Source organism: Limnothrix sp. HT2024 (genome assembly GCF_059138625.1).
The window spans coordinates 2992117-3008200 of the sequence record NZ_CM181121.1 but is presented as its reverse complement, the minus strand read 5'-3'; the positions used below and the strand labels follow the sequence as shown (position 1 = coordinate 3008200).

Below are 16084 nucleotides of genomic sequence, written 5' to 3'. Positions count from 1 at the left end.
CCAACCCGATCGACCGATGAGCCAAAGCCTCTCGATCGACCGGACAGGGTTAATCAACAGTGATTGATTTACTGTCATTAGCTCACATTCTCTGAAAAATGCGAATCCATCCTAGGGGCTGTCATACAATGAACAGATGCTACTCGGATTCAAAACTCAACTCAAGCTCAACAACCAACAACGCACCGCATTAGCTCGCCATGCCGGTGTTGCGCGTCATGCTTGGAATTGGGGTTTGGGACTGACCAAGGAAATCCTTGACCATAACCAATTACATCCCGAAGAAAAGATCAATTTTCCATCCGCTATTGATTTGCACAAGTGGTTGGTAGCCTTGGTCAAGTCTGAACACCCTTGGTACTACGAGGTCTCCAAAAGTTCTCCTCAAAATGCTTTACGTCATTTACGGGCGGCTTGGGATCGATGCTTCAAAAAGACTTCAGGCGCTCCTAAATTCAAGAAAAAGGGTCGCCATGACTCCTTTGAACTGGATGGAGCTATTCATATTAAGGGATTGACTAAAATTCAGGTTCCCAAGATTGGCATCCTGAAGACCTATGAAGCATTACCTCAAAATGTTCAACCCAAATCAGTCACCATCAGCCGCCAAACGAATGATTGGTTTATCTCGTTTCGGATTGAGATCGAACCCGTCATCACGCCTAAATTGGTTAATGTTGTAGGTGTTGACTTGGGTCTCAAATCCTTAGCAACTCTCAGCACTGGAGAATTGTTTGAAGGCGCTAAAGCCTACAGACAACTGGAGTCTCGGCTCTCTCGGTTGCAATGGCTGAATCGCCACAAACAGCGAGGATCTGAGAACTGGAAAAAGGCTCAATCAAAGATCGCCCAGTTGCATCAGCGAATCGTCAACATCCGTAAAGACACGCTCCATAAGCTCACAACCTACCTCGCCAAGAACCACGGCGTGGTGGTCATTGAGGATCTGAATGTGTCCGGGATGATGGCGAATCACAAGCTGTCCAAGGCGATTCAGGATGTGGGGTTCTATGAGTTTCGGCGGCAACTGGATTACAAGACAAAGTTGTATGGCTCTGAACTGGTGATCGTGGATCGTTGGTTTCCATCCAGCAAGACTTGTTCCTGTTGTGGCAAGAAAAAAGAGACCCTATCGCTTTCAGAGCGGGTGTTTGATTGCGATCACTGTGGATTGCAGATTGATCGCGATTTGAATGCCGCGATTAATCTGCAAAGGGCGGCCAGTCCGGTCGTGTCAGTCTGTGGAGCGGATGAAGCCGACTTCGCCGCGATGAAGCAGGAAGCTTCCTGATTGCTGCATTTGCTAGTCAATTGCAGCAATTGTTAGTGAATTAGTGACGGTTGAAGATCATTTCGAGGTTGGCTGAACTGACTCCTGAGAGAGAGTCGCTGTCTTTTGGCAAGATGGCGACTTTTTTGTTGGTTGGGTGTTCAGGATTGGGGTTCGATCGATTAGGTAGACTTTGGGTTGAGTTCTCCTGCTGAATGGTCTCGAAGCTGTCCAATGAGTCGTCGCCCATCCCCATCATCTGCCGATCGCCCGGAGTCTTCGCCCCAGAAGCCTTTGCATGAGGAGGCGGAGTTTTCGGCTTTTTTAGCCCAATTGAGTGATCAGCTAGCGGCGACGGAAACCGCCATGGGACAGGTGCGATCGCGCTTGGAGCAGGTACGGGCCGATCGGGAGCGGCGGGCTAGCTTGGGTCATCAGGTGGAAGTGGTGCGAGCGGATTTGGCCCGGGCGCGCGATCGAGAAATTCGCAGCGAATTAACGCAAACGATCCAGACCTTGCAGCGGGAGCTGGAAGAATTGGACTTGGCCTTGGAAAGTCGCCTATTTGCGGACAGCGGCTTAAAGGAAGTGTTTTGGCAAGCGGTGCGGTTTGGCAGTTTGGGAGTGGTGTTGGGTTGGTTGCTCAAGCTATGGGCCGGTTAATGGGGGCGGGGGCGCTGGCGGGGGCGGCCCTGGTGTTGTTGGGGATCGAGCAAGCCTGGGCCGATCGCCCGATCGAGCCGCCTCAACCCGCGTTGGATCGTCATACCTTGCTGAAAAACTGGGAACTGCCCTCGCCCCCGGAGCGTCGGCGGCCCCTGTGGCCCCTGACTCCGCGCCCGCCGATTTCGCTCGATCGCGCCCGATGGGGGAGTCCTCGGCTGGAATCGCAGTTGCGGCTCTATCGGCAATATTTGGCAACCCATGGCCAGCCGCCGGATTTGTTGATTGTGGGCAGTTCCCGATCGCTCCAGGGCATTGATCCGACGGTTTTGGCCCGTTCGTTGTCAACAACCCTGCGGCGGCCCGTGCGGGTGTTTAACTTTGGCATTAACGGCGCAACGGCCCAGGTGGTGCGTTGGTTGCTGATGGATTTGTTCCCGCCGGACTGGTTGCCTCGGGTGGTGGTTTGGGGCGATGGCTCACGGGCCTTTAACAGTGGTCGGATCGATCGCACCTTTGCCAGCATTGCCGCTTCCGAAGGTTTCCGGCAACTGGCCATGGCTCGCGCCCGGGGCGGTCATCCTTGGTCTGTGTCGCGGTGGCGGGAATCGCCTTGGGGGCGATCGGTCAGTGGGTTGCCATCCTTGACCCTCAACAGCAGCACCTATCCCGGTGCGGCTCTGATGCCCGGCCTGATGCCCGGTGGGCTTCAACAACCACAGCCCTGGCCCCTGCGCCCAGAGCCAGAACTCGATCGGCTGGGATTTTTGGCTGATTTGCGCCGTTTTGCGCCCGATCGCTACTATCAACAATTTCCGAAAGTGCCGGGTCGCTATGACGATATGTACAGCGGTTTTCAGTTGGCAGGCGGTGTTCAAGATCGGGCTGTGCGCCAGTTGATTGCCTTTGCGCGATCGCGCGGGATCCGCTTGAGTTTTGTGAACTTGCCCCTCAGTCAGGATTATTTGGATCCGGCCCGATTGACCTATGAACGGGAATTCCAGACCTATTTGGCACAACTGCGAGATCAGGGGTTAATCGTTCAAGATTGGTTGCTGCGCTGGCCCGATCGCCATGACTATTTCGCAGACCCCAGCCACATCAACCGCTATGGAGCCGCCGCGATCGCCCTGGATTTGGCCCAGGATGCCTGGCTACGTTGGAATTTGACCCCGATCGCCGGTCGGCCTGCACCGGTTTTGGATGAAGCGCCGGATCGGGGGATCAATGGGCGATCGGGGCCACTGCGGCCAGCCCCTTAAAGGATTGGCTTTCGCGTTAGAAATCCGCATGGTTGTGGGCCCGATCGTTGGCAATTGCCCTTGGAATCAACCTTTCGATCGCAGGCGAGATCATGAACCGCGATCGGGTAGGTGAGTGGAACCGGAAGGGGGGCGATCGGCTGAATGAGCCACCGAAGCGATCGGGTCTAAATCCTTATGGAGTCTTGTTTTACGTCCCTTTGTCGAAACAGTTGGCCGTGAATTAACAAACGGTCTAGTATCTAACAAACGGTGTTAGGATTGCCACAGTAATAGAAAGAATCTCCAAGGATCATCATCATTCATGCAAGAAATTGACAAGTCAATATCCTTTGATGGAAGGGATATTCGGCTGAAGATCGGTTTGCTCGCACCCCAAGCTGGTGGATCGGTACTGATTGGGTCGGGCGATACCGCAGTGTTAGTAACCGCCACCCGTTCCTCAGCGCGCGAGGGCATTGATTTTCTTCCCCTCACTGTTGATTACGAAGAACGGCTGTATGCCGCTGGCCGCATTCCGGGTAGCTTCCAGCGCCGCGAAGGTCGCCCGCCGGAAAAGGCGATTTTGACCGGTCGTTTGATCGATCGCCCCATGCGCCCGCTGTTTCCGAATTGGTTGCGCGACGATATCCAAGTGGTGGCCACCACCGTGTCCCTCGATCCCGACGTGCCGCCGGATGTGCTGGCCGTGACGGGTGCTTCGATCGCCACCTTGTTGGCCCAAATTCCCTTCCAGGGGCCGATGGCGGCGGTGCGCGTGGGTTTGGTGGGCGACGAGTTCATCATCAACCCCACCTATGCGGAAATTGAAAAGGGTGAATTGGATCTGGTGGTTGCCGGATCGCCCGATGGCGTGGTGATGGTGGAAGCGGGGGCCAACCAACTGCCCGAAGCGGACATCATCGAAGCGATCGACTTTGGCTATGAGGCCGTGCGCGACCTGATCCAAGCGCAACGGGACATCATCGCTGAATTGGGTCTGGAACTGGTGACGGCGGAACCCCCCGCGATCGACACCACCCTCGAAGACTTCATTCGATCGCGCACCACGGACGAAATCAAAGGCATCTTGTCGCAATTTGAGCTGGGCAAAACCCGGCGCGACGCGGCCTTGGATGCCCTGCAAGCCACCGTGGCCCAGGAAATTGTTGATCGCGCCGACGATGACGCGATTAAAATTGCCGCCACCGCTGACCCCAAGGCCCTGCCCAAGGTCTTTAAGGCGGTCACCAAGTCCTTGATGCGTCGCCAAATCGTCGAAGATGGCGTGCGCGTCGATGGTCGCAAACTGGATGAAGTGCGCCAGGTCTCCTGCCGGGCCGGGGTGTTGCCCTCCCGCGTCCATGGTAGTGGTTTGTTCCAACGGGGCTTAACCCAGGTGATGTCCGTGGTGACACTGGGAACGCCCGGCGATGCCCAGGAACTGGACGATCTGCACCCGGATGAGCAAAAGCGCTATTTGCACCACTACAACTTCCCGCCCTACTCGGTCGGTGAAACCCGTCCGATGCGATCGCCCGGTCGCCGGGAAATCGGTCACGGGGCCTTGGCAGAGCGGGCCCTAGTGCCCGTGTTGCCGACCAAGGAAGCCTTCCCCTACGTGTTGCGCGTGGTGTCGGAAGTGCTGTCCTCGGATGGTTCCACCTCCATGGGGTCGGTCTGTGGCTCAACCCTGTCCCTGATGGATGCCGGTGTGCCGATCGCCAAGCCCGTCAGCGGCGCAGCCATGGGCTTGATCAAGGAAGGCGAAGAAATTCGCGTTCTGACGGACATCCAAGGTCTCGAAGACTTCCTGGGTGACATGGACTTCAAGGTGGCCGGCACCGACAGCGGCATCACCGCCCTGCAAATGGACATGAAGATCACCGGGTTGGACATGGGCACGATCGCCAAGGCGATCGAACAGGCCCGCCCGGCTCGTCTGCACATCCTGGAAAAGATGATGGCGGCGATCGACCAACCGCGTAGCGACCTGTCGAAGTTTGCCCCCCGCTTGCTGACCTTCCGCATCGACCCGAGCGACATCGGCATGGTGATCGGGCCCGGCGGTAAAACGATCAAGGGCATCGTTGAAGAAACCGGCGCGAAAATCGACATCGAAGACAGCGGCTTGGTCACCGTGTCTTCAAACGATGGCGAAAAGGCCAAGCGCGCGGCCCAAATTGTCCAAAACATGACCCGCAAGATCGAAGTGGGCAGCGTGTTTGTGGGCAAAGTCACCCGCACGATTCCGATCGGGGCGTTTGTGGAATTCCTGCCCGGCAAAGAAGGCATGATCCACATTTCCCAACTGGCCGATCGGCGCGTGGGCAAAGTCGAAGACGTGGTGGCCGTGGGCGATGAGGTGATCATCAAGGTGCGCGAAATCGACAATCGCGGCCGGATCAACCTGACTCGTTTGGGCATCCACCCCGACGAAGCGGCGGCGGCCCGCGATGCGGCCGAAGCGGCGGCCACCTAAGTCACTTGGGCCCAAAGGCCCCGCCCCGACCTCCTCCAGCAGTCTAGTGACGGGAGGTATGGGGCCGATTCCATGGCTCTTGCACAAGGGCTAACCAACCTGAAACCGGAGATCGACTGTTCGATCTCCGGTTTTTTGTGGGCATTGTTCTGAATTGGTTCTGAATTTTTGGCAGGACGGCGCTCAAAAATTGGAGGCGATCGAACAAAAACGCCGATCGCCCCATGTCATCAGGCCTCTAGGCAAAAATCACTAGCGAGGTTAACTAGAATCACAGGGAATGATGATGGCGATCGCAGGACTCAGCTCCCGAAATCCTTGACCATAACTCCTTAGCAGAACGGAGGGAATCTTCGTTGTGACGCTTCCCTCCGCTGTTACCAATCTCTCGATGCCTGACCTCATCCTTGTGGAAATGTTCCCCATGGGTGAGGTCAAGCCTCCATATTAACCAAAGAATTTGCTCAAGCCCGACTTTGCCAGCGCGTGGCCTTTTGGTGGTTGGTATTCGGCTCGAATTGTGGTGAAATGCGGACATGAGCCGCCTTTCATAGCCTTGAAATAAACTTGAAACAAAACCGAAGCCGGTTGAATCTTGGATCTTAAATCTTGATTCAAGATGGAATTCGTATTGAACGCCTATGGAATTCGGATGGAATTCGGATGGAATTCGGATGGGATCCATGGGTGATTTGGGTTTGGATCAGGGGTGTTTCCTTGCGGTTGGAGCGGCCCTGTTAAGCTAAGAGCATGAGAAACCCCTGGCCAAGTCGTTTATTCCCACCGGGCGATCGGGCGATCGTTGAAGACTTCTCAGATTGAGCTAACGGAGTCCTACCCTTGTCCCTGTCGGCAACGGGGCACCCTGCGGCCGATCGCACTCATGGATGCATTTGGTTGCGATCGCTGCCAGCAAATTTTTGTGGTGACCGAATCGGGTGACCAAATTGAGCAGGTGTCTTCTGGGGCAATCTACCGACGGCTGTGGCGATGGACCGGAACGCGCTGGCTCTCCGTGCGTCCACCCTTGCGTGAAAATTATTTGCCCATTACCCTTTGGGCTGGATTTGTCTTGGTGTTGGCTTGGTTGCCCCTGATTGTCAAAGGACTGGCAGGCACGGCGGCTTGGCTGCTGCCGGGATTGCTGGTGATTGGGCTACCGCTATTGTTGTTATGGCTGGCATACCGGCGCTGAGATTATGGTTGGAAATCCCCTGGTTAATTCGGGAGCGCTGGATTTATTTGGGGCATTGGCGGCGGCGGCCCGAGGGCGATCGGCCCTGGTGGCCATGCGGGGTGGTGAGCGATCGCGGGCGCTGAAGGTGATGGCCAAGGCCTTGCGAGCCGCCCAAAACGAAATTTTGGAAGCCAACACGCTGGATTTGGAAGCCAGCCGCGAAAAGGCCAGCAGTGGCTTGCCGTCCCTGTGGATTAAGTTCACGCCCGATCGACTGCAACAGGTGGCCGATATGCTCGATCGGCTGGCGGATTTGCCCGACCCCACCCGGCAGGCCATTCGCGCCACCCACCAAACTCAATATCTACAAAGCTATTGCCAACTGATGCCCCTGGGGACGATCGCCCTGGTGCATGAGGGACTACCGGAGCTGGGGGCGATCGCGGCGGGCATGGGCATCAAAACCGGCAACAGCATGATTTTGTATGGCAGCAGCGACACCAAACACACCAACGCGGCGATCGCGGCGGCCCTCACCGATGGGCTGACGGCTGGGGAATTGCCGCCCGAATGTGTCACGGCCATTCCGCCCGATCGGGATATTTCCATGCGCGACCTGCTGGCCCAGGAGCGCTACTTGAACCTGATTGTGGCCTATGGCCGGCCAAAGCTGGTGCAACAGGCCAGTCAGTTTGCCACCGTGCCCATTTTGGGGGCCGCGATCGGCAATTGTTATCTCTACTGGGCCCTGTCCGGCGAGTTAGACGTGGTGCGCTGGGCCATTTCTGACAGCCACCAGGGCGATCCGGAAGCGGTGAACGCGATCGAAAAGGTGCTGGTTCACGAGCGCCACAATCGATCGATGCTGGGGGTGCTCTTTGGCTCCTTGCAAACGGACGGGTTTGAAGTGCGAGTCGATGCCCACCTGCAACAGGATTTTCCCGACTTGCCCTTGGCGGCCGATGATGAGTGGAATCGGCCCTATTTAACCAAAACCGTTGCGTTTCGCACGGTGGCCAGTGTGGAAGAGGCGATCGCGGTGATTCACACCCAAAGCAGCGGCCATGCGGACTGCATCGCCACCGAGTCCTATCGAGAAGCCCACCAATTCGCCTCCCGCCTCGACAGCGCCTCCACCTACATCAATGCTTCACCCCGATTCCAACGCAATCCCCGGGGCAGTGCCTCGGTGTTTTTGGGCATGTCGAATCAAAAGGGCTACCGACGCGGGGCGATCGGCCTGGACATGTTAACCACCATCAAGCAAATTGTCCAAGGGGACGGCTAATTTGGCCCCATTTCCAGGGCTAGTGATCTGTGTAATCAAATTCAATTTTGATCACGGATCTGATGGATTTTTGCAATAGTTGATTATCCTCGCCCAATTGCCCCCAACAAGGGGCTTAGGGCCTGTCGTCATTATTTCGAGGTGATGCTGAAACAGTTGATCTTCCATGCCCTAGTCGTTGCAACAAGATGCTCAAGCCCCTTGTCCCCCACGATCCGCTAACGGCAGATCTAGGGTTTCGTGCTCAACGACGACAGGCCCTAAGCCCCTTGTCCCTCGACCTCGCCACGGCAGGATCGGAGCCTTGGGGATTGGATGACGGCTTCTTCATCGGTTCAGGCTCCTTTTAATTGATTCCCAACCATGCCGGTAAGCACTCGTAAGTGGGCCGCCAAACAACAGGTGGCGATCGAAATTCTCGATCGCCTGACACTGCTCTATCCCGATGCCACATGCAGCCTGGACTATGAAACGCCCGTGCAATTGTTGGTGGCGACGATTCTGTCGGCCCAATGCACCGATGAGCGGGTAAACAAGGTCACGCCAGCCCTATTTGGGCGGTTTCCCGACGCGGCGGCCCTGGCCGGGGCCGATCTCGCCGAGCTGGAGGAACTGGTGCGATCGACCGGCTTCTATCGCAACAAAGCTAAGAATATCCAGGGCGCTTGCCGAATGATCCTGGAACGATTTGGCGGCAACCTGCCCAAGCGGATGGAGGAACTGCTGTTGCTGCCGGGGGTGGCGCGCAAAACGGCGAATGTGGTGTTAGCCCACGCCTTTGGCATCAATGCGGGCGTGACGGTGGACACCCACGTCAAACGCCTGGCCTATCGCTTGGGCATGACTGAGCATCAGGATCCGGTGCGGATTGAGCGCGATTTGATGCGGCTGTTGCCCCAACCAGACTGGGAAAATTGGTCGATTCGGCTGATTTATCACGGGCGGGCCGTTTGCGATGCCCGGAAACCGGCTTGCGATCGCTGCCAGTTGGCGGATCTATGTCCCCAAAAGGGACTGGGCGCAACGACAACCCAGGCCAAATCCCAATCCCCTGCCCGATCGCCCGGTAAAACCAACGGCAAATCTAATAACAAAGCCAGTTCCAGCACAGCTAAGGCCAAAACGCCCCCCAAACCCTAGCCCCCGTTCAGCGATCGAGTCCTTCGCTTCCGAGCTGGGGCCACAGAGCGTGTCAAATCGTTACCAGTTGCGCTCTCCAACCGATCGCCCGTCCTAGAATGAGGGCAGAAGCATTTAGGGATCGAGCGAATGGCTGCAACGGTTGCCGATGTAATGAGCCGCGATCCGATCGTCGTCCGTCGTGACACCTCCCTGGTTGAGGTCATCAAACTCCTGGCGGAACAGCGCATTAGCGGCGTGCCCGTGGTGGATGAAGCGGGGCAGTTGATTGGGGTTGTGTCGGAAAGCGATCTGATGTGGCAAGAGACCGGCGTGGATGTGCCGCCGTTCATCACCATCTTGGACAGTGTGATTTATCTCAAAAATCCCCTGCAATTTGAAAAGGAATTGCACAAGGCCCTGGGCAGTACGGTGGCCGATGTGATGAGCGATCGGGTGAAAACCACCAAACCCGATACATTGCTGCGCGATGCCACGCGGCATTTGCTGGAAGGCAATATTCACCGAATGCCCGTGGTGGACGATGCGGGGGCGATCGTGGGCATTCTGACTCGGGGCGACATCATCCGAGCCATGGCGGCCGGGTTGCAGTAGGCGAGCGTTGCGCGGGCTGCTAAGGGACGGCTCAGGCATGATCTGGGACAATTTGGGCCGATCGAGCCGGATTTGAGGGCGATCGCCTAGCATCAACAGTGGTTAGGGTTCGGCGGCTGTGGCATTTTGGAAGAGGCCGTTGGAATTTGCTGATCGCTGAGGTGGAAGTTCATGACTGCCGATCGCCCCGTTGCGAATCGTTCTGACTGGCTCGATCAGGCCCTGTTGCCAGCGGGGGCGGCCTGCTTGGCCCTGGCCTATGGGCCGCTGTTGGTGCATTGGGTGCGCGGTTGGCTCACCAAAGACATCAGCATTGAGCATGAATATTTCAGCTACGGCCTGATTGGGCTGCCCTTTGCGGCTTACCTGGCTTGGGAAAAGCGATCGCGCTGGCAGCAGTTGGCCGATCGATCGCACCCGGTGGGCTGGGGGCTGTTGGGGTTGAGCGTGGCGTTTTATCTGAGCGGCGTGGCCGATTGGGTGAACCTGTCGTTCCCGATCGCCCTCTGGGGTCTTTGTGGCATTTGGAAAGGGGCCGCCGGTTGGCGGTTGATGGCGGCTCCTTTGATCTTCACCACCCTGGCCACGCCCAACGAAATTCCCTATCTGATTTCGCCCTACGTGGTGGGGTTGCAGCGGTTCATTGCCGCCATGGCTGGTTTTTTGCTGAACCAAGTGGGACTGGAAGCGCAGGTGGAGGGCATTTATCTCTACGTGCGCGATCGGGCGGTGGAAGTGGCTCCCCACTGTGCGGGCCTGAAAATGCTCCTGACCTGCTGGTATGTGGGACTGATGGCCATCTACTGGTGCGGCACGGTGCGGGGGCGATCGCCCATTGCCCTGTTTTTGGTGGGAACCACGGCCATCAGCGTGTTGATGAATGTGTTTCGGAACACGATTTTGGCCTACTTGCACGGCACGGGTCAGGATGGCCTGTTCGACTTCATGCATGAGGGAACCGGCGGCGACCTCTATTCAGCCGTGATGTTGCTGACTGTGGTGCTGTGGTTCCGAGTGATTGAGCGGTTTGTGGGCGACGGACTGGATGCGGCCCCATCGCCCGCCAAGGTTGCGCCCCGATCGAAGCCTGACCCGATCGCGCCGGAGGATGAGCCGGAAGCCGCAGAACGAGACCCCGATTTCTAACGATCGGCTCCTGTGTCCTGACCGTCCTTACCACCCTAGACAAGGGGCTTCAGCCCCTTGCCCCCCGATCGGGATGTGCAAGATCGGGGATTAAGGAATTTGAGCTTAGGGCGTGCCGAAGGATTCGATGATTCGCAAAAATAACTCCACTCCCATGGCCAGCGCCGTTTCATCAAAATCAAAGCGGGGGTGGTGATGGGGGAACGCTAAACCCCGATCGGGATTGGCCGCCCCCACAAAGAAATAGCAACCGGGAACTTCCTTCAGGAAAAAGGACATATCCTCACCGCCCATGGTTTGGCAGTTGGGCACAACCCCGATCGGCGTTTCAATCACCGTTTCGGCCACCCGTCGCACCCGATCGGCTGCGGCCGGATCGTTGACCGTGGCCGGATAGATCGATCGATAGTCCAGTTCGTACCGGGCCCCGTGGGCGGCGCAAATGCCCGCAATAATCGACTCCACCCGCTCTCGAATCACCCCCTCCAGGGCCGGATTGAAATAGCGCACCGTGCCGGCCAAGCGGGCCTGATCCGCGATCACGTTTTTGGCCGTGCCCGCGTGAAACTCGCCCACGGTCACCACCGCTGAATCGATCGGGTCAATGTTGCGAGCCACAATCGTTTGCAGGGCCGTGACAATTTGCGCCCCCACCAACACCGAGTCGATCGTTTGGTGAGGCATGGCTCCATGGCCGCCCTTCCCGAACAGGGTGCAAGCAAACAACTCCACCGCCGCCATCAGCGGCCCCGGCCGCACGCCCACTGTGCCCAGCGGCAGGTTATTCCACAAATGCAGCCCAAAGATGGCATCCACATCGGGATTGTGCAGCACCCCGGCTTCGATCATCGGTTTTGCGCCGCCGGGCCCTTCTTCGGCCGGCTGAAAAATCAGCTTGATGGTTCCGGCCAGTTGCGATCGGTGCTGGGCCAAATAATAGGCCGTGCCCAAAGCGATCGCCGTGTGGCCATCGTGGCCGCAGGCGTGCATTTTGCCCTCGTGGCGCGATCGATAGGGTACTTCGTTTTGCTCTTGCACGGGCAAGGCATCCATATCAGCCCGCAAGGCAATGGTTGGGCCCGGTTGGCTGCCTTCAATGACCGCCACAATGCCGGTTTTGGCGATGCCCGCTTCGTAATCAATGCCCCACTCTCGCAGGCGATCGCTCACAAAAGCGGCCGTCAAGGCCTCTTGAAATCCCAACTCTGGGTATTGATGAAACTGTCGCCGCCAAGACACCAATTGCGGCAACAAATTTCGCACATCTAACCGTAACTTCGATAGGTCAATTCCTGGAGCGGTGGGTAAGGTGGAAATCACGGAAGTTCAGATACTTTTTAGATTTTCCTTAGACCTTAGCTTAGAGTTTTTCCGTTGGGCGATGCACGAATGGCGATCGGGATCGAGATCGCGATCGGGGCGAAATCCCAAACCGCCTGATCGCCCTGAAAATGCGAAAAATATTCGGTCTGGAAACCCTGGGATCTGCCACAAATCTTGATGCAATCCCCCCAAGGTGACGGTCAGTGACGACCAATTGTGGACTTTCATCAATTTCCATCGCGAATTGATCCAGAACGCCCCGATCGCCCTGGCCATTGGCTAGATCGAAAAGAGAATTCAGCGCTAATCACCGGATCCCAAACCGGAGGGAGCCACCATGCTAAAACCGCCACCACCTCCCCCGATCGCCCCTAAGCAAATGAACCTGCTGCGGGTGGTTGCTGCCATGGCCTGGGCCGACGGACATTTGGCCGACGAAGAAATTGAAGTGATGCTCGATCGCTTCAGCCAACTGTTTGCCCGCGACGGCCAACAATCGATCGAACTGAAACAAGACTTGCGAGAATATTTGGTGCAAAATCTGCCCTTGGCGGAAATTGTGCCCAAGCTCACCAGTGACGCGGACAAAGAATTGGCCCTGGAATTGGCCTATGAAACCATCGCCTCCAGCGCCCGCACGCCCGATGAAGCGGTGATTAATGCCGAAGAATCCGCCGCCTATGGTGAATTGGTGCGGCTGTTGGCCCTGTCGCCGGACGTGGTGAAACGGATTGAATCGAACAGCAATCAGGCCGGGGCTTCCAAGCAAGACCTAATTGAGTTCTTGGCTCAAAAGCTCGCAGAAACTGACCTATCCTAAGGCTCGATCGGGAGCAGACCGGCAGCAACGATCCGCCACTTGCTCCCCAGATCTGACCCAGGCAAGGGGCTTAAGCCCCTTGTCCCCATGAGCCTTGGTGCAACGATCCGCCACTTACTCCTCAGATCTGACCCAGACAAGGGGCTTAAGCCCCTTGTCCCCGTGAGCCTTGGTGCTTGGTCAGTCTCCCAAAATACTGATCAGGCATCTGCTAAAACTTCCGCCAAGATCTCAACAAAAACCTCAGCCAAGACTTCAGCAAAAACTTCAGCTAAGACGATTGCGAGAGTCGCTTCACCGCCCCGCCCGCCAGTAACTGGTGCGCCTCCGTCAGAATATTCAAGACCCGATCGGGATAGGGACTGCGGGCTAAACAGGGGCGCAAATCTAGCTCCGACAAGCGATCGCCCCGTTGCCCTGGAAACCAGTGGCCCCCATTGCCCAACAGGTTGTAGCGCATTTTGCCATAGGCCACCATGTCAAAGGCCTTCACCAAATTCCAAAGCCACACGATCGTCTGCACACTGATTTCGCCCGGCACTTCTTCCGGCTTCGGCAACCCCTGTTCCCAAGTGCGCAGCCAAGCCTTCCCTTCCCCGGGGCCAAATTCGCGATCAAACGCCTCGATCGCCGCTTGCTCCAACCGTCGCGTAATCATGGGCAGCAACTGGCCCGGTTGATCCAAAAAGGACAGGGTTTTCAGGTGCTCATCAAAATCGCTAGGCCGAGCGGCCCCCAGGCTCAGGGTATGCACCTGCGGATGGCTTAAACAAAACAAATTGTTAAACACCATCGGACTCAGGGGCTTGCAGAGTTCCACCAATTTGGGCGATGGCTCATAGAGCAGCCCCCCCTTATTGGCTGGACTGATAATAAACACGCCCATATCCAACTGGGTGGCCGCCTCGATCGCCCGCCAATTGGTTTGGTTGATGTAATACCAATGCAAATTGACGTAATCAAATTGGTTGGACTGAATCGTCTCCATGATTACGTCCAAGGGCCCGTGGGTGGAAAATCCAATGAACCGCACTCGCCCCTCCGCCTGCCAGCGTCTGGCCCGATCGAGGCAGCCCCCCGGCCGCAACGTCCAGTCCAAATGCTCACGGGTATTAATCCCGTGAATGCCCAGCAAGTCCACATAGTCGAGCTTGAGGTAGCCCATGGACTGTTCAAAGTCCCGCTCAAAGTCGGCCACCTGGGCAGTAGGCCCCACCTTCGTTTGCACAATCAAATCCTGACGGGGATATTGCGGCAGCACCCAACCCAGTTGCATCTCGGAGCTGCCATAGCCCCTGGCCGTCTCAATGTGGTTAATGCCCACAGCAAGGGCCCGCTCGATCGTGGCGGCCAAATTGGCTTGGCCCGCCGCGTCAATTTGTGTGGGTGAGAGGTCTTGCCAGGCCTGCTGGTAGCGCATTCCACCACAGGAAAACACCGGCATTGATAGCTCTGTGCGCCCAAACCGTCGATAAAGCATGGGTTTTTGGGATCTGAGGAATTGTTTTAGAAGCAAGGGAATGCGTGGCAAGGTTCAATAACCCAATGCTAGGCAGCCATACCCAATGCTAGACAGCGATGCTGAATGCCGCGCCGGATCGCCAATTCAGCCATGCTTGCTGGGGTGGACTGGATCCGTGGCCCGTAACGCACCGTTGAAGGGAAGCGATAGGATTAAGTCATGTTTAAAATGGCCGCCCATTTCCTAATCCCCAACCCCTTGTGTTAGGAGTCTTCCCATGGATATCACAGAATTGAATGAACTCGAAAGTTCCGTGCAAGACCTGATTTCGGCAGCAAAGGTCGAGCTAGAAGCGAAACGCCTAGAAAAGCAGCGAGATGAATACTATCAACATGCCCTTGCGGAAATCGAAGCCCGCTTGAACACGGTGTTAGCGCAAGTGCAAACCACCCTCAAAGAGTTGCCGGCCGATGAGTTTGGCGACAGCATAACCCGCCGCAAACTCCAAGAAAAGGAAGCGGATATTTTGCAGCAACTGGCCGATGCGCCGCGCTTGGCTTCAGAAGCGGCCGATCGGCAGTTGATTTTGCAAGAAGAACGACTGATTGAGGAACGCTTACTGGATCAAACAAATCGGTGGCGCTATGAGCTAAAGGAAGACCTGCTGGACATGATTCGCGACCAGCAGGATTTTTATAGCGCAACGGACGCAGCCGTGGCGATTCGGGGTTATATGCATGACCTGAAGGCGATCGATGCCCTCACGGAAGTGCTGGAAGCCTTGATGGATCAAATTAACCAACACAGTGAAGAAGGGCCGGTGGCCAAGCGTCGGGGCAATGATGAACAGACGCTGATGTTTATTTATGAAAAGGCGATGCAAAATCGGGCGCGGGTGGAGCGCAGTCCCGATGTGCGGCCCCAAACGCGGCATCGATCGTCTGAGCGCCGCCCCAATCCCTACTCGGAGCTGGCGGGCAAGGTGGTGGTTTTTGGGGGACACGATCGCCTGGAGTCGGCGGTGCGCAATCGCTTGCGGGAATCGAAGGTGGAATTGGTTTGGTGTACGGCCCAAGCGGGTCTGAACATGGCTCAGCAGGGGGAAAGCCACATCTCTAGCGCGGACTTGGTGATTATCGTGACCGGTTATGCCAGCCATTCTTTGACGGAAAAGGCGATTCAGTCGTCCAAGAAAATGGGGATTGCGCCGGAGATGGTGAACACTACGGGGATGACCAAGCTGCTGGAGACGATCGAGTTTGGGTTGAAGGCTAAGTTGCTGGCGAAGCGCTTGGGGGGTTAGGGCTTGTGGCTCAATCGCCTGCAACCCTGATTCCGCCGTGACGAAATCGTGAGGGGCAAGGGGCTTAGGATGTGTCGTCAAATCGCTTGAAACCCTAATTCCGCCGTTGGCAGATCTTGGAGGCAAGGGGCTTAGAATGTGTCGTCAAATCGCCTGAAACCCTGATTTCGCCGTG

At 56.7% G+C, this 16084-nt stretch carries 14 protein-coding genes; 12 read left to right on the top strand and 2 right to left on the bottom strand.

Translation table 11 applies throughout. The features are described from left to right. Positions 1 to 136 precede the first annotated feature (136 nt). The 10 genes from AC2IAX_RS12210 (at position 137) to crtB (ending at position 11001) form a co-directional block, all read left to right on the top strand. Positions 137 to 1291, top strand: coding sequence for an RNA-guided endonuclease InsQ/TnpB family protein (locus tag AC2IAX_RS12210; protein WP_494387729.1), 1155 nt, complete (start codon positions 137 to 139; stop codon positions 1289 to 1291). Positions 1292 to 1504: 213 nt separating this feature from the next. Beyond that, a complete protein-coding gene (locus tag AC2IAX_RS12205) occupies positions 1505 to 1933 on the top strand; it encodes a sll0565 family protein (protein ID WP_494387728.1) in 429 nt (142 codons plus the stop codon). Then, positions 1906 to 3195 carry a hypothetical protein gene (locus AC2IAX_RS12200; RefSeq protein ID WP_494387727.1) on the top strand — a complete coding sequence of 430 codons (1290 nt, stop codon included), beginning with the start codon at positions 1906 to 1908 and terminating at the stop codon, positions 3193 to 3195. Before AC2IAX_RS12205 ends, AC2IAX_RS12200 begins: the two co-directional genes overlap by 28 nt. Before the next feature lie 47 nt (positions 3196 to 3242). Beyond that, positions 3243 to 3422 (top strand): hypothetical protein, encoded by a 180-nt coding sequence (locus tag AC2IAX_RS12195; protein WP_494387726.1) that lies wholly within the window; start codon positions 3243 to 3245, stop codon positions 3420 to 3422. A 77-nt stretch (positions 3423 to 3499) separates the two neighbouring features. After that, positions 3500 to 5656, top strand: a complete 2157-nt coding sequence (locus AC2IAX_RS12190) for a polyribonucleotide nucleotidyltransferase (RefSeq protein WP_494387725.1) — start codon at positions 3500 to 3502, stop codon at positions 5654 to 5656. Between the two features lie 802 nt (positions 5657 to 6458). Next, positions 6459 to 6851, top strand: coding sequence for a hypothetical protein (locus AC2IAX_RS12185; RefSeq protein ID WP_099533052.1), 393 nt, complete (start codon positions 6459 to 6461; stop codon positions 6849 to 6851). Positions 6852 to 6855: 4 nt separating this feature from the next. Then, positions 6856 to 8121 carry a glutamate-5-semialdehyde dehydrogenase gene (locus AC2IAX_RS12180; RefSeq protein WP_494387724.1) on the top strand — a complete coding sequence of 422 codons (1266 nt, stop codon included), beginning with the start codon at positions 6856 to 6858 and terminating at the stop codon, positions 8119 to 8121. A gap of 363 nt (positions 8122 to 8484) precedes the next feature. Continuing rightward, complete coding sequence (nth, locus tag AC2IAX_RS12175; RefSeq protein ID WP_494387723.1) at positions 8485 to 9261, top strand: endonuclease III; 777 nt, start codon at positions 8485 to 8487, stop codon at positions 9259 to 9261. 129 nt (positions 9262 to 9390) lie between these two features. Continuing rightward, entirely contained in the window at positions 9391 to 9855 is a 465-nt protein-coding gene (locus AC2IAX_RS12170; RefSeq protein ID WP_494387722.1) for a CBS domain-containing protein, read from the top strand. A 171-nt stretch (positions 9856 to 10026) separates the two neighbouring features. After that, complete coding sequence (gene crtB / locus AC2IAX_RS12165; RefSeq protein ID WP_494387721.1) at positions 10027 to 11001, top strand: cyanoexosortase B; 975 nt, start codon at positions 10027 to 10029, stop codon at positions 10999 to 11001. Positions 11002 to 11106: 105 nt separating this feature from the next. Here crtB and AC2IAX_RS12160 read toward each other — a convergent pair whose 3' ends face one another. Further along, positions 11107 to 12321 carry a M20 family metallopeptidase gene (locus AC2IAX_RS12160; protein WP_494387720.1) on the bottom strand — a complete coding sequence of 405 codons (1215 nt, stop codon included), beginning with the start codon at positions 12319 to 12321 and terminating at the stop codon, positions 11107 to 11109. Between the two features lie 340 nt (positions 12322 to 12661). Between AC2IAX_RS12160 and AC2IAX_RS12155 the strand changes: the two genes are divergently transcribed. Beyond that, positions 12662 to 13144, top strand: coding sequence for a tellurite resistance TerB family protein (locus AC2IAX_RS12155; protein ID WP_393009617.1), 483 nt, complete (start codon positions 12662 to 12664; stop codon positions 13142 to 13144). 271 nt (positions 13145 to 13415) lie between these two features. On the opposite strand, the gene AC2IAX_RS12150 is transcribed toward AC2IAX_RS12155, so the two are convergent. Further along, positions 13416 to 14624, bottom strand: coding sequence for an aldo/keto reductase (locus AC2IAX_RS12150; RefSeq protein WP_494387719.1), 1209 nt, complete (start codon positions 14622 to 14624; stop codon positions 13416 to 13418). A gap of 259 nt (positions 14625 to 14883) precedes the next feature. On the opposite strand from AC2IAX_RS12150, the gene AC2IAX_RS12145 reads away from it, so the two are divergent. Then, positions 14884 to 15909, top strand: coding sequence for a DUF2325 domain-containing protein (locus tag AC2IAX_RS12145; protein WP_494387718.1), 1026 nt, complete (start codon positions 14884 to 14886; stop codon positions 15907 to 15909). Positions 15910 to 16084 lie beyond the last annotated feature (175 nt).

Coding starts and splice junctions, on each gene's coding strand:
- AC2IAX_RS12210 (WP_494387729.1), top strand. CDS start 137: ATGCTACTCGGATTCAAAACTCAACTCAAGCTCAACAACCAACAACGC.
- AC2IAX_RS12205 (WP_494387728.1), top strand. CDS start 1,505: ATGAGTCGTCGCCCATCCCCATCATCTGCCGATCGCCCGGAGTCTTCG.
- AC2IAX_RS12190 (WP_494387725.1), top strand. CDS start 3,500: ATGCAAGAAATTGACAAGTCAATATCCTTTGATGGAAGGGATATTCGG.
- AC2IAX_RS12180 (WP_494387724.1), top strand. CDS start 6,856: ATGGTTGGAAATCCCCTGGTTAATTCGGGAGCGCTGGATTTATTTGGG.
- nth (WP_494387723.1), top strand. CDS start 8,485: ATGCCGGTAAGCACTCGTAAGTGGGCCGCCAAACAACAGGTGGCGATC.
- AC2IAX_RS12170 (WP_494387722.1), top strand. CDS start 9,391: ATGGCTGCAACGGTTGCCGATGTAATGAGCCGCGATCCGATCGTCGTC.
- crtB (WP_494387721.1), top strand. CDS start 10,027: ATGACTGCCGATCGCCCCGTTGCGAATCGTTCTGACTGGCTCGATCAG.
- AC2IAX_RS12155 (WP_393009617.1), top strand. CDS start 12,662: ATGCTAAAACCGCCACCACCTCCCCCGATCGCCCCTAAGCAAATGAAC.
- AC2IAX_RS12150 (WP_494387719.1), bottom strand. CDS start 14,624: ATGCTTTATCGACGGTTTGGGCGCACAGAGCTATCAATGCCGGTGTTT.
- AC2IAX_RS12145 (WP_494387718.1), top strand. CDS start 14,884: ATGGATATCACAGAATTGAATGAACTCGAAAGTTCCGTGCAAGACCTG.